This is a genomic window from Acetobacterium wieringae (genome assembly GCF_026646375.1).
GTDB lineage: Bacteria > Bacillota > Clostridia > Eubacteriales > Eubacteriaceae > Acetobacterium > Acetobacterium wieringae_A.
Genome location: NZ_JAIPPU010000003.1, coordinates 124,562 through 137,381, shown reverse-complemented (window position 1 = coordinate 137,381; position 12,820 = coordinate 124,562). Strand labels below are relative to the sequence as shown.

General features: G+C 47.5%; 13 protein-coding genes and 1 riboswitch. Of the genes, 7 read left to right on the top strand and 6 right to left on the bottom strand.

What is annotated here, in order from left to right; translation table 11 throughout:
• Nucleotides 1-8: 8 nt before the first annotated feature.
• Nucleotides 9-140 (top strand): hypothetical protein, encoded by a 132-nt coding sequence (locus tag Q7P33_RS04105; protein ID WP_303867573.1) that lies wholly within the window; start codon nucleotides 9-11, stop codon nucleotides 138-140.
• Between the two features lie 213 nt (nucleotides 141-353).
• Here the strand turns inward: Q7P33_RS04105 and Q7P33_RS04100 are convergent, their stop codons facing one another.
• Entirely contained in the window at nucleotides 354-500 is a 147-nt protein-coding gene (locus Q7P33_RS04100; protein WP_303867572.1) for a hypothetical protein, read from the bottom strand.
• 468 nt (nucleotides 501-968) lie between these two features.
• Between Q7P33_RS04100 and Q7P33_RS04095 the strand changes: the two genes are divergently transcribed.
• Together Q7P33_RS04095 and Q7P33_RS04090 are read left to right on the top strand one after the other, a co-directional pair.
• Nucleotides 969-2,717 carry an HD domain-containing phosphohydrolase gene (locus Q7P33_RS04095; protein ID WP_303867571.1) on the top strand — a complete coding sequence of 583 codons (1,749 nt, stop codon included), beginning with the start codon at nucleotides 969-971 and terminating at the stop codon, nucleotides 2,715-2,717.
• A 150-nt stretch (nucleotides 2,718-2,867) separates the two neighbouring features.
• Complete coding sequence (locus tag Q7P33_RS04090) at nucleotides 2,868-3,140, top strand: late competence development ComFB family protein (protein WP_303867570.1); 273 nt, start codon at nucleotides 2,868-2,870, stop codon at nucleotides 3,138-3,140.
• Between the two features lie 81 nt (nucleotides 3,141-3,221).
• On the opposite strand, the gene Q7P33_RS04085 is transcribed toward Q7P33_RS04090, so the two are convergent.
• From Q7P33_RS04085 to Q7P33_RS04065, 5 genes are all read right to left on the bottom strand, one after another.
• Nucleotides 3,222-4,427, bottom strand: coding sequence for an aspartate kinase (locus Q7P33_RS04085; protein ID WP_303867569.1), 1,206 nt, complete (start codon nucleotides 4,425-4,427; stop codon nucleotides 3,222-3,224).
• A gap of 521 nt (nucleotides 4,428-4,948) precedes the next feature.
• A complete protein-coding gene (gene dapB / locus Q7P33_RS04080) occupies nucleotides 4,949-5,704 on the bottom strand; it encodes a 4-hydroxy-tetrahydrodipicolinate reductase (protein WP_303867568.1) in 756 nt (251 codons plus the stop codon).
• A gap of 9 nt (nucleotides 5,705-5,713) precedes the next feature.
• On the bottom strand, nucleotides 5,714-6,592 hold the full coding sequence (dapA, locus tag Q7P33_RS04075) for a 4-hydroxy-tetrahydrodipicolinate synthase (protein WP_303867567.1): 879 nt from the start codon (nucleotides 6,590-6,592) through the stop codon (nucleotides 5,714-5,716).
• 424 nt (nucleotides 6,593-7,016) lie between these two features.
• The gene (locus tag Q7P33_RS04070) at nucleotides 7,017-8,015 is read right to left on the bottom strand and encodes an aspartate-semialdehyde dehydrogenase (protein ID WP_303867565.1); all 999 of its coding nucleotides are present in this window, start codon (nucleotides 8,013-8,015) and stop codon (nucleotides 7,017-7,019) included.
• A gap of 274 nt (nucleotides 8,016-8,289) precedes the next feature.
• Nucleotides 8,290-8,463, bottom strand: a riboswitch (Lysine riboswitch).
• 228 nt (nucleotides 8,464-8,691) lie between these two features.
• Complete coding sequence (locus tag Q7P33_RS04065) at nucleotides 8,692-8,904, bottom strand: DUF1858 domain-containing protein (protein ID WP_070372286.1); 213 nt, start codon at nucleotides 8,902-8,904, stop codon at nucleotides 8,692-8,694.
• 169 nt (nucleotides 8,905-9,073) lie between these two features.
• Here Q7P33_RS04065 and Q7P33_RS04060 point away from each other — a divergent pair, with 169 nt between their 5' ends.
• From Q7P33_RS04060 to Q7P33_RS04045, 4 genes are all read left to right on the top strand, one after another.
• Nucleotides 9,074-9,349 (top strand): HPr family phosphocarrier protein, encoded by a 276-nt coding sequence (locus Q7P33_RS04060; RefSeq protein ID WP_070372285.1) that lies wholly within the window; start codon nucleotides 9,074-9,076, stop codon nucleotides 9,347-9,349.
• Between the two features lie 165 nt (nucleotides 9,350-9,514).
• Nucleotides 9,515-10,276 (top strand): adenosylcobinamide-GDP ribazoletransferase, encoded by a 762-nt coding sequence (cobS, locus tag Q7P33_RS04055; protein ID WP_303867563.1) that lies wholly within the window; start codon nucleotides 9,515-9,517, stop codon nucleotides 10,274-10,276.
• Nucleotides 10,277-10,484: 208 nt separating this feature from the next.
• A complete protein-coding gene (locus Q7P33_RS04050) occupies nucleotides 10,485-12,473 on the top strand; it encodes a YgiQ family radical SAM protein (protein ID WP_303867562.1) in 1,989 nt (662 codons plus the stop codon).
• Nucleotides 12,445-12,819 carry a metal-dependent transcriptional regulator gene (locus Q7P33_RS04045; RefSeq protein ID WP_303867561.1) on the top strand — a complete coding sequence of 125 codons (375 nt, stop codon included), beginning with the start codon at nucleotides 12,445-12,447 and terminating at the stop codon, nucleotides 12,817-12,819. The genes Q7P33_RS04050 and Q7P33_RS04045 overlap by 29 nt, the downstream gene beginning before the upstream one ends.
• The last annotated feature ends 1 nt before the right edge of the window (nucleotide 12,820 follow it).

Here is a 12,820-nt window from a genome sequence, read left to right as displayed (position 1 = left end):
GCTTCAGATTGTCAGAACAGACAGCCTGGCTCCAACCTGCGTTAGAAGAGCTTTTTCAGCGGGTCGCCTGTACGTTGATCGACCAGTTTACGGGTGGTCAGAAACGGCGTTTATTGAAAAAACCGGTTAGCGGTAGCTAGCCGGTTTTTTATTTAATTCTCTTCAGTATCAAAGAAATCCAGCTCATTCAAGACTGTAAGGATTTATGCAGATAAATTTCGTTGGTCAGTAGCTAACGGTGGACGATCCGGTTTAAGATATACAGGCAAGATGCCGTCGGCTTGTTACCGGGTAAAATACAAAAAAACTCTCGTCCTGGCTGCTAAACTTGGACAAAGTGTGGGCAAAGACTGCTAAAAAAATACTTGGGCAGTAATCCCGGTGGCAGTCAGCCGGACCGTGATCGTCGCCGGGGCAAAGCTGCGGGAAAAATCGCTGCCGACCCAGGCCGAAGGAACAGCCGTGCGGCTGAGGTTTTCGGAAAAGTCATAAATCGGCATGGAATCAATTTCCAGTCCGCAAAAATGCCGGTAAAATAGCGAGAACTCTCGCTGCTTGTAGCTGCGTCGAAGGTAAAAACGATTGCGCTGTGCGGGGCTTGTTTGTCGTTTAGATCAATCATGAGGAAATTATTCCTTCCTCGATGCGATATTTTGATGAAAATTCGTAAAATGATGGTGATTGGCTGATTTTGTAATTTTTATGTTGTTGTTATACCATAACATTTGTTAGTGAGACTATTTTTAGATGGATCGCTCTGATTCTTAATGAAAGCCCCCGCGCTGAAGGATATGGTTGTTGATTAAAAGTCTGTTCAGGGGTGGGGTATTATGGTAAAATAGAAAGAAATTTAGTTAAAGTAGTAAAAAAAGCGAAATATATGGGACAAAACAACAAAAAAGCATCGACAGAAGCACCTAGCTGTGACTGTCCCTAAAAATAAACCAAAATGAAAAGAGGTTACATTTATGGAAAGATCGCAGTCAATAACCGCCAATCAGCAAATCCGGATGACCATTGTTGGTCTTTGTCTTCTGGGAACAATATTTGTGGCAGTGTATTTTAATTACTTTAAAGGGATTGATGTGGTTTACTCCCACCTGTTTTATGTCGTGATTGTACTGGTCGGTCTTTGGTACAAGCGCTACGTCATTCAGGTGGCGATTTTTCTGGGGGGCTTCCATATTATAATGGATTTTCTTAGTCAGGGGGCTTTTTTGATGGCACCAATTCTGCGGGCCGGCATCCTGTTGTTTGTCGCATCAGGGATTTATTTTCTGATCAGCCAGTTAGAAAGCAGTCACAAAAATCTGGATCGGGTAATGAAAAGCGTCGGTGATGGCATTATCGTGGTCGATCTGGAGAAGCGGGTAACGCTACTCAATCGAGTGGCTGAAGAACTGACTGGTTGGGCAAGTGACGAGGCCCGGGGAAAACGGTTCGAGCTGGTTTTTAAGCTGTCCCATGAAAATCCCGAATATCAGGTTTCAAATCCGGTAGATGAGGTTCTAAAAACCGATCACAGTATCGTCTCATCTCACCATGCCGCGATCACTGACCGTCAGGGCCATTGCTTTCATATCGAGAATAGTGCTACCCCAGTGAAGGACGGAGACGGGGCCACCACCGGGGTAGTTCTGATCTTTCGGGATATTTCAGAGCGGATGGCCCAAAATAAGCGGATTGAGTACCTCAGCTACCATGATCACTTGACCGGACTTTATAACCGCCGCTATTTTGAAGAAGAACTCAAACGGATCGATGGCCGTCGTCATTTTCCACTATCAATTATTATGGGTGATATCAACAGCTTAAAAATGATCAATGATGCTTTTGGCCACCTGACCGGAGATGAGGTGATCTATGCCGCCGGCAAAATGATTAAGAAATTCTGTCGGCCCAACGACGTGGCGGCTCGCTGGGGAGGAGATGAATTTGTTTTGCTGTTGCCCAATACCGATGCGGAAACCACCGCGAAAATCGTCGAGCGGATGAACCAGGCCGTGGCCCTGGCTCCAGTCGATCAGGGGATGCTCTCGATGGCCTTTGGCTGGGACACCAAAAAAAACCTGTCGGAAGATGTGCTGACAGTATTTAAGAACGCTGAAAACTACATGTACAAGCACAAACTGCAGATGAAGCCTCAGGTTCGGGACACGACCATCCACCTGATTATGGCATCGCTCTATTTGAAATGCGGGGCTGAGAAAAGCCATAGCGACGCCGTCAGCGATTATGCTCGGCAAATTGGAGAAGCCTTGCAGCTCAGCAAAAAAGAGCTGGCAGCGCTTAAATGGGCGGCCCAACTCCATGATATTGGCAAAGTCACCCTGGCCTCGGGACTGCTTGATAAAACCGGGAGCTTGGCCCCGGAAGAATGGCTGGCGATCAAACGGCATCCGGAAATTGGCTATCATATTACCAACATTGCCGCCGATATGGCCGAAATCGCCCTGGCGATTCTTAGTCATCACGAATGGTGGGATGGCAGTGGCTACCCCAAGGGCCTAATTGGCCAAAAAATTCCCCGGCTCGCCCGGATCATTGCCATTGCTGAAGCCTATGATGCGATGCGCAGCGACTATCCCTATCGTCCGGCATTGTCTCCCAGTCAGGCACTCCATGCCATCGTTCATGGTGCTGGCACCCAATTTGACCCGACCATCGCCGGGGTTTTTGTAAACAAGGTGCTTGAAAAGCAATCAGGATGCGAGTAAACGAAATTTTAGTCATGTTTACAATAAATATCGAACCGTGAACTGAAAACGGTTGAAATAGCGCTGTTTTAATAGTATACTAATGTCAGGAAAGTGTTTTTCTGAATCGATAAAATCAATTACTAAATCGACAAACTTTGGAGGGAAAAGATGTTAAAAAATTACATGGAGGATGCGGTTGATTCATTTTTACCACACATGCTCAAACAGTATCCAGATATTTGCCGCTGTGAGCTCTGCATTGAAGATATTAAAGCGATTGCCCTGAACAAGCTAAAACCCGCTTATTTTGTAACCCACGAAGGGCTGTTGTTTTCCAAAATCGATGAAATGACGACCCAGCATAAGGCCGATCTGACCAGCGAGCTAACTCGGGCTATTGATATCGTCTCAAAAAACCCCCGTCATCCCAAACAAGCATAAACCGTTACCCAACAATAAAAAGCCAGTAGTTCAAACCTCAGGGTCTGAAATGCTGGCTTATTTTTTAAGATCCGATAAATTTTATAAATCGAAGGCTTCGGCTGTGGCTGTCACCGCCAGATCCTTATCTTTTTCGGGAATGATGCAACTGATCCGAATTTCGGAGGTCGTAATCATCATCATCTGGATGTTGTTATCGGCGAGTAGCGCAAAAAACTTGGCGGCCACGCCGGACTGGCTGCGCATCCCGATGCCGACCACCGACAGCTTGGAAACCTGCTCGTTGATAATCACACCGATGCCGGGGTGTTTTTCCTGAAAAGCGTTGAGGACTTTCTTGGCATCTTCCAGATCGGAAGCCGGGGCGGTAAAGGAAATATTGATCAGATCATCGATGGGGGCACTTTGGCTGATCATATCGATGTTAATACTTTTGGTGGCAAATTGACTAAAAAATTGGGAGGTGATGTTCCGGTCAAAGGGAACGTCACGGATGGTGATCATAATTTCGTCATTGTCAATGGCCACGCCGGTGATGGATTGTCCTTCCATGTTGTTTTCTCCTTTTGTAATGATGGTACCGGGTATTTCCAGTTCGCTGGAGGCGACCCAGATGGGGGTGTCATACTTGCTGCCCAACTCAATCGCCCGGGGATGCATAACTCCGGCGCCGAGACTGGCCATTTCCAGCATTTCTTCATACGATACGGTGTCGAGCTTCTTGGCTTGGGGATAAAGGCGGGGGTCGACCCCATATATACCTTCGACATCGGTGTAGATTTCGCAGGGGGCCTCAAGCACACAGGCCAGCGCCACGGCACTGGTATCCGAGCCACCCCGGCCGAGGGTGGTGACATCGTCATTTTCATTAACGCCCTGAAAACCGGCAATAATGACAATTTTATCGTCGTTTAATGATTCTAAAATCTTGGTGGTGTCGATCCCTTCAATCCGGGATTTAGTATGACGGCCACTGGTGCGGATGCCGACCTGGGGGCCGGTAAAGGAAATGGCATCGTGACCCATGGCCTGTAGCGCCATCGACAGCAGTGAAATGGAAATCTGCTCGCCAGTGGATAAAAGCCGATCCATCTCCCGCTTGGGAGGAGTGGGGTTGATGTCATAAGCCAGCTTGACCAGCTCATCGGTGGTTTTGCCCATGGCAGAAACCACTACGACAATCTGATGGCCGCTTTGTTTTTTGGCAATGATGCGCATGGCAACATTTTGAATCCGTTCGGTGGAACCTACCGAGGTTCCACCATATTTCTGCACAACAATATTCATGTAATGAACCTCTAAATCAGTAGCAGTTATGATAAGTCGACTGTTATGTGATCCTTTCTGTTAATGGTGTGGGGAGCGATGTGAAATACCATACCGATACGATTCTCTGTAATTCTTACACGGAGGTCTTAAGATCGGGGGTTGCATCTTAATACCGTACCGACCAATTATTAATCTGTTGTTCGCTGCGGAATCGGACAGGTTTATCAACCTGTTCGTTCCGATGCGAACAACATGATGTAACAATTGTCGGTACTACTTGGGTATAATACAAAACGTTTCACGATTCAAGGTAAGAATTAAAAACAGTGTTTTCTTTTTAACGGTACTGGTGCGTGCTTTGTTTTTCGGCGCTTACAGCTAGACTCAATTGCCTGGATACGGGTTTCATAATCAATTTCGTAACGTGTAGGCGAACTGGCGATAGCCTGTACGCCGTACAGTGTAGAAATTGCTTTATGAAAACCAGTAGCTAGGCTAACAGTACTTAATATAAGCGCCTTGAGGGCCATGGTCGTCAACTAGTCGTTGACGACCATGGCCATGTCGTAGCGGCCGGGGGCCTGGCCAACCAGGAATTGAGCGGCTTTGACGGCGCCTTCGGCGAAAACTTTTTTGGACAGGGCGATGTGGTTGACTTCGATGATTTCGTCGTTGCCGGCAAAGATTACCGAGTGTTCGCCGGGGATGGTGCCGCCACGGATGGCGTGGATGCCCAGCTCGTTTTCGGTGCGTTTGGCGTCCCGGCCGTAGCGGCCGTAGGTGTAGTCTTTTTTGGTGACCAGGCCGTCGTTGATGGCGTCGGCTAAAAGCAGGGCAGTACCGCTGGGGGCATCGAGCTTTTTATTGTGGTGCTTCTCAATAATTTCAATGTCAAAGCCCTGTTCCAGTTTGCCAACCATTTCGTTTAACATCTTGGCAATCAGGTTGATGCCCAAAGACAGATTGGCGGTTTTAAAAACTGGAATTTCCTTGGCCCCTTCATCGATAGCAGCCAGATCCGCCTCAGACAGGCCGGTGGTGGCGATAACAATAGGGATTTTACGGCTCCGGGCAAAGCCGAAAATTGACGGAAAGGCGGCAAAATGAGAAAAATCGATAATTACATCGACCGCCTCACTACACTTGGTCAGATCATTGTAGACCGGAAAGGGCAGAGTGGTCAGCGCCTGCTGATCAAATCCGGCCACTACCTGAGTATCGGGGTTGGCGGCAATGATCTGTTGTAAGGTGCTGCCCATGGCACCGGAGACGCCGCTGAGTAAAATATTGATCATAGCGGCCTCCTATAGCAAGCCGTAGGTTTTTAAATCGGCAATCAGTTTTTCTTTGTTGGCTTCTTCCATCTCAATCAGCGGCAGCCGCATTTCTCCGGAATCCAGACCCATCAGGCCCATGGCGGTTTTAACCGGAATCGGGTTGGTTTCATAGAACATCGCCAGATTAACCAGGTTGGTTTTAAACTGCAGTTCCCGGGCTCGTTCGATATCCCCGTCCATAAAGCTGGCGACCAGCGCGTGCATATCTTCAGGAATAATATTGGCAGAGACCGAAATCACGCCTTTGCCGCCAACGGCCAGAATCGGCAAAACGTGGTCATCATTGCCGCTGTAAATATCAATATCGTTGCCACAGACCCGGGCAATTTCAGTCACCTGACTGATATCGCCGCTGGCTTCCTTAACGGCCGCCACGTTGGGGATCTTGCTCAGTTCTTTAATGGTAGCCACCGAGATGTTCATGCCGGTGCGGCTGGGGACATTGTAAATAATCACCGGAATCGTGATGGCATTGGCAATGGCAGTGATATGGGCAATGATCCCCCTCTGGGTGGATTTATTGTAGTAGGGGTTAATAATCAGGCAGGCATCAGCGCCAGCCTTTTCGGCTTCTTTGGACAGCATGATCGAATAGGCGGTATCATTACTGCCGGTTCCTGCTACAAAAGGAACCCGGCCGTTAATGTACTTGCCGGCATCCCGGAGCAGTTCGAGATGCTCATCATCGGTCAGGGTAGAGGTTTCACCGGTGGTGCCGGCAATCAGAATGGCATCGGTTTTGTTTTCAATCTGCCAATCAATCAGTTTATGAAAGCGTTCAAAATCAACTTTCCCATCTTTAAACGGGGTCACCAGTGCGACACAGCTTCCTGTAAAAATACTCATTTCAATCTCCTTTGATTGTAGTTTTTGTGTATAATAGCGTACCGACCAATTGTTAATCTGTTGTTCGCCACAACCACGAGAAATCCGCTACGATTCTTTCTCTTTGGTTCACGGGCAGTCGCCAACTATAAGCAAGCTTATGATTGGCGACTGCCTTCGCGAAAACTCAGACAGGCTAGCGCCGTGTCCGCCTTGATGCGTAGGGTCTGAGCCCTAGGTCACAACATGATGAAACAATTGTCGGTACTGGGTTAGTGTTCTAGATAATTGTTCTTTAAAAAGAATAACCTTGATTGCTTTGGTACCGGTTTTCAGAAATAGTTTCGTAACGTGTAGGCGAACAGGCGGTAGCCTGTACGCCGTACAGTGTAGAAACTGTTTGCTGCATGGCGGTAGCAAAGCCAACGGCACTTAATTTTTGAGTTTAGATCAAGCCCCGTTTAGCCAGTTCGAAGGCAATCTGGACAGCGTTGGAGGCGGCGCCTTTGCGGATGTTATCGGCGACAACCCAGAGGTTTAGACCATTATCAACACTCTCATCACGACGCAATCGGCCGACGTATACTTCATCGGTATTTTCAGCGGTGCGGGCCAGCGGGTAGACGTTGTTGGTCGGGTCATCCTGGAGTACAATCCCTGGCGCGTTGCTAAAAATCGTGCGGACGCCATCCAGCTCAAAGGGTTTTTTGAGCTCAACATTGACGCTCTCGCTGTGGCTGTAGAAAACCGGCACCCGGACGGTGGTGGCGGTAATCCGCAGGCTGTCGTCGTGGAGAATTTTCCGGGTTTCGTTGATCATCTTCATTTCTTCCTTGGTGTAGCCATTGTCAAGGAAGGAATCGATGTGCGGCAGCACGTTATAGGCAATCGGGTGGGGGTAGAAGGCATTGGCTTCGCCTTTGATGCCGTTTTCCAGATCGACATAGCCCTTGACGCCGGAGCCAGATACCGCCTGGTAGGTGGAATAGACTATTCGATCGATGCCAAAGGCATCATAGAGCGGTTTTAAGGCTACTACCGCCTGAATGGTAGAGCAGTTGGGATTGGCGATGATATTTTTATGCCAGTCCAGATCTTCGGGATTGACTTCCGGAACCACCAGGGGCACGGTGGGATCCATCCGGAAAGCGCTGCTGTTGTCAATGACAATGACACCTTTCGCGGCTGCCACTGGCGAGAAGCGTTCGCTGGTGTCGCCACCGGCGGAGAACAGGGCAATATCAATATCCTGGTCAAAGGCTTCGTCACAAAGCTCTTGCACCACGTAGGTTTTTCCATTAAAGCTTATTTCTTTGCCGGCCGAGCGTTTGGACGCCATCGGATACAGGTTTTTGACCGGGAATTTAAGTTCCGCCAATACCTGAAGCATTTTCTGTCCCACCATCCCGGTAGCACCAACAACTGCAACATTATAAGATTTCATAAGTCCTCCAAAAAATGAAATTATAGTTAATTGCAAAATTTACATCAGCGAACATTCATTGCTTTGATGTTGGTTTCCACAACACACGCGTGTAACGTGTAGGCGAACAGGCGGTAGCCTGTCCGCCGTACAGTGTAACACGTGTTTGTGGGAAACCGGCAGCGAAGCTCACGGCAGTATAGCAGTTTCGCAATCGTCCATTTGAAATTAAAAAAAAGCCGGTAACGGGTACCGGCTAAAAAACAAAGAAACACTCAAAAAAAGCTTTCATTGGGTTTTAGATAGCACTCCATCATAAAAATGATGACAGTCTCACTGCTCTTAACAGTAAGCCCAGGAAAAATGCTGGCAAAACATTGTCCTTCGGCGAGCTTTCCTTTCACAACGCGTCATCCCACTAGCCATGGTCACCGCCGTTAATCTTAAAGTCCGCACCTCTATCGTAATATTCGATTCTGATTATTGTAACAATTATTCCTGGTTATTTCAAGGGGTATTGACAAAAAAATAAAAAAAGCAACGCATTGATTAAAATGCGTTGCTCAGACTATCAAAAAAGATAACCCAGTACCGACAATTGTTACATCATGTTGTGACCTAGGGGTCAGACCCTACGCATCGGAGCGGACAACAGATTAACAATTGGTCGGTACGGGAGTTTAGCGACAACCTTAAACTATTTTGTTAAATCAACAGCGTCAATGGCGTCATTAATTGATTTAATCAAGGCATCGACATCAATGCCGTGGGCCAATGCCCCTTCTTCGATGCTTTCAAAACGTGCTGCCATACAACCAAAGCAATGCATGCCATAAGCCTGGAAGACGTTGACAGAATCCGGATATGCGTTAACGGCATCAAGGATACCCATATCTTTAGTAACTTTCATTTTTTTCACCTCCGCAAAGTGTTAATCACATTTGACATATGATACATTATAAAACTTAAAAAAAGATTTTACAAGTTAAAAAGAAATAAAAGTCGTTTACTTGCTAAAATTGCAGTCTAAGGTTATAATACTAACATAGGGGAATTTTATAGTAAAGGGGTGGATTATTGTGATAGTTGATAAAGTAATCGTTAATAACAAGGCCGGACTCCATGCAAAACCAGCCTCTCTTTTTGTCCAAAAAGCAAATGAGTTTAAAAGCGAAATCTATATCAAAAAAGAAACGACCCGGGTTAATGCCAAAAGCATTATGGGTGTGATGATTTTAGCTGTTCAAAAAGGTGATGAGATACAAATCGAAGCGAATGGCGATGATGAAAAACGGGCCATTGAACAATTGAAACAAATGATTGAAAATCGTTTTGATTTTGTGGATGAAGTTTAAGATGATCTATGTCTTATAAAAACGAAAATTCAGAAACCATGGCCGGATAAAGTATGAATGCAAATTCATGCTTTTCTTTTTTCGGGCAAAACTGGCGTAAGCTCAGTGTTTATTTTTAAAACCACAAAAAACCATGAATTTTTAAGAGTATATTTGGAGAACAACATGAGAAAACTACTGATTGCAATATCATTTTTTACCCGCATCCCGATTAAGCTTAATGATGTCAGTGCCGAGGATTTTTATGAGTCGATGATTCTGATTCCTCTGGTGGGGGTTTTTATCGGGGTGGTGCTGTATGGAGCGGCCCAGCTGTTTTCATTGATCCACTTTGTTCAGCTGCAGGCGCTACTGATGGTGATTACCTATATCTGGCTCACCGGCGGTCTTCATCTGGATGGCTTTGCAGATACCACCGATGCGCTGTTCTCGGCCAGGGATCGGGAAAAGATGATGGAAATCATGAAAGACAGTCGTTTAGGAGCCTTTGGCGCCATTGGACTGATTCTGATTATTTTAACCAATTGGATGGCGTTTACGATGATTCTGCCAGAATACAGCAGTGCCCTGCTGGTGATGCCGGTGTTTGGCCGGACAGCTGCGATCATGTCGACCTGCTTTTCTACCTATGCGCCTGGCGGCGGTGGTTTGGGTAAACGCTTTGTGGAAATGACCCAACTCCACCATTTTATTATTTATCTGGTGTTACTCCTGGGTTATGCCACCCTGATTCTGGGTCTGCCCGGACTGCTGACGGCGGTGATCTGTCTATTGCCAGCGCTATTGCTGATGAAAAATCTCCAGCATAAAATCGGCGGGATGACTGGCGACACCATCGGGATGACCATCGAACTCAACCAAACCTTTTTTATGGTGGTGTTTGCGATCATCCTGATTAACTTTCCAGTTTATTTTAAACTTTTTTAGAAAAAGACCGAACAATGGTTGCTTTGATGGCTGTCTTCACTACATATGTGAACGTGTCGACGAGTTGGTGGCAGTCTGTTCATCGTGTTGCGTAACACATGTTTATAGGAAACAGGCTGTGAAGCGTACAAAGGTTTTGTCAAAGTGTCTAAATCTTTTTAGCGGTTTGCAGCAAATAGATGTGAAAAATTATTAAGAAAGGGTATAAATGTATAAGTCAAGCAACGATTCCGGGCAAAAAGCCCGAGTCGATAAAACCCCCAAAGAAAATCGGGGGTTTCTGCCAATGTCGATAAAAGAGATGCAGGCCCAGGGAATAACCCAATGCGATTTTATACTCGTAACGGGTGATGCCTATGTCGATCATCCCTCGTTTGGGGCGGCGATCATTGGCCGGGTACTTCAGTCCCGGGGTTTTTCCGTGGGGATTATTGCCCAGCCCAACTGGCAGGAAAACACCGACTTTAAGCAGCTGGGGGCCCCTCGGCTGGGGTTTCTGGTTACCGCTGGCAACCTTGATTCGATGGTCAATCATTTTACCGTCAACAAAAAGCGCCGTCGGGAAGATGTCTATGCCCCTGGCGGTAAAGCCGGCCTGCGGCCAGATCGGGCAACGATTGTATATTGCGGTAAGATCCGCGAGAATTTTGGCGAAATTCCCCTGATCATCGGTGGGATTGAAGCCAGTCTGCGGCGCTTTGCCCATTATGATTACTGGCAGGAGAAAGTGAGACGGCCGATTCTTTTTGACTCCCGGGCCGATCTGTTGGTCTATGGAATGGGCGAACGAGCGATACTTGAAATTGCCGAAAGCCTGGAAGCCGGAATTCCGGTACACCAGCTGACCCATATCCGGGGCACCGCGGTGATCAGCCGGGAAGCCGGGGAAGGGGTTATGTTGCCGTCCACCGAGCTGGTCAGCGCCGATACAAAGGCCTATGCCACGGCTACTGCCCTGATTTATCGGAGTAATAATGCCTATGATCCCCAGGCATATATTCAACCCACTGGCAATCGCTATCTGTGGCAGAATCCGCCCCAACCACCGCTTTCCCAGGCGGAGTTTGATGATCTGTACGATCTGCCGTTTACCTATCGCTGGCATCCGGCCTATGATCCGGTCGGGGGTGTACCAGGGCTTAGCGAAGTCAAGTTCAGTATCACTGCCAACCGGGGCTGTTACGGCAACTGCACCTTTTGTGCGCTGGCCATTCACCAGGGTAAATATGTCCAGATGCGCAGCCGTGATTCAATTGTCCGGGAAGCCAAGCGAATGACGAAAGAGCCGGACTTTAAGGGTTACATTCACGATATCGGCGGACCGACGGCTAATTTTTCTCATCTGGCCTGCAAAAAACAGGCCACCCGGGGTTACTGCAACGATCGGGAGTGTTTGGCGCCAACTCCCTGCAAAAACATTGATCCCAGCCATAAGCCGTATCTGGAGACGCTTCGGGCGGTTCGGAATCTGCCGGGAATCAAAAAAGTGTTTATCCGTTCGGGAATCCGTTATGATTATTTGGCGCTGGATTCAGACAAGGCCTTTTTTCGGGAACTGGTGGAGCACCATATCAGCGGCCAGCTGCGGGTCGCTCCGGAACATGTATCCGATACGGTGCTTGCTCACATGGGCAAACCGGCCTTTAACGTCTATGAAAACTTTGTACGTCAGTTTAAGCAGATTGATGGGCAGCTGGACAAAAACCAGTTTGTATTGCCCTATTTCATTACCGGTCATCCCGGTTGTACCCTTCAGGATGCTGTCAAACTGGCTGAATACATTCGGGAGATGGGCTTTTTCCCGGAACAGGTACAGGATTTTTACCCGACTCCGGGTTCAGTGGCAACCGCCATGTACCATACCGGTGTCAACCCGCTGACAATGGAAGCGGTTTATGTACCCAAGGGCCGGGAAAAAAACATGCAGCGGGCACTGGTGCAGTATAACAAACGGGAAAATTATCTGCTGGTGCACGAAGCATTGACAATGGCCTATCGGGACGATCTGATCGGAAGTGGCAAGAAAGCATTAATTCCGACCAAGGTAAAAAGTGGCGATCGTCAATCCCCGCAGGCAAATCTTAGCCGGAACACAAAGGGAAAAAAAGCCAGACCCACTACAACAAAGCAATCAAAAATAAATCAAAAAGATAAAAGCAGAGGTAAAAATGGAAAAAAAACTAACAGAATCCATTGAGGATTACATCGAAACCATTTATCTGGAGAGTCAAAAACACGGCAAAGGGGTGCGCATTACCGATGTCGCCCTGGAACTCAAGGTCAGTAAGGCCAGCGCCAATGATGCGGTTCGCAAACTGAAGGACTTGGGCTATGTCGAACATGAGCGCTATGGCCAGATCTATCTCACTGAAGCCGGAAAATGCCGGGCGGTAAAGGTCTACGAAAAGCATCGGCTGATTACCGAGTTTTTGATGAAGGCCCTGGATGTGTCCCTGGCTAATGCGGAACAGGACGCCTGTGGTATTGAGCATGTTATCTCGGATGAAACCTTCGAAAAAATGAAGGCTTATCTCGCGCAGTAAA

Coding starts and splice junctions, on each gene's coding strand:
- Q7P33_RS04100 (WP_303867572.1), bottom strand. CDS start 500: ATGCCGATTTATGACTTTTCCGAAAACCTCAGCCGCACGGCTGTTCCT.
- Q7P33_RS04095 (WP_303867571.1), top strand. CDS start 969: ATGGAAAGATCGCAGTCAATAACCGCCAATCAGCAAATCCGGATGACC.
- Q7P33_RS04090 (WP_303867570.1), top strand. CDS start 2,868: ATGTTAAAAAATTACATGGAGGATGCGGTTGATTCATTTTTACCACAC.
- Q7P33_RS04085 (WP_303867569.1), bottom strand. CDS start 4,427: ATGAATATTGTTGTGCAGAAATATGGTGGAACCTCGGTAGGTTCCACC.
- dapB (WP_303867568.1), bottom strand. CDS start 5,704: ATGATCAATATTTTACTCAGCGGCGTCTCCGGTGCCATGGGCAGCACC.
- dapA (WP_303867567.1), bottom strand. CDS start 6,592: ATGAGTATTTTTACAGGAAGCTGTGTCGCACTGGTGACCCCGTTTAAA.
- Q7P33_RS04070 (WP_303867565.1), bottom strand. CDS start 8,015: ATGAAATCTTATAATGTTGCAGTTGTTGGTGCTACCGGGATGGTGGGA.
- Q7P33_RS04065 (WP_070372286.1), bottom strand. CDS start 8,904: ATGAAAGTTACTAAAGATATGGGTATCCTTGATGCCGTTAACGCATAT.
- cobS (WP_303867563.1), top strand. CDS start 9,515: ATGAGAAAACTACTGATTGCAATATCATTTTTTACCCGCATCCCGATT.
- Q7P33_RS04050 (WP_303867562.1), top strand. CDS start 10,485: ATGTATAAGTCAAGCAACGATTCCGGGCAAAAAGCCCGAGTCGATAAA.
- Q7P33_RS04045 (WP_303867561.1), top strand. CDS start 12,445: ATGGAAAAAAAACTAACAGAATCCATTGAGGATTACATCGAAACCATT.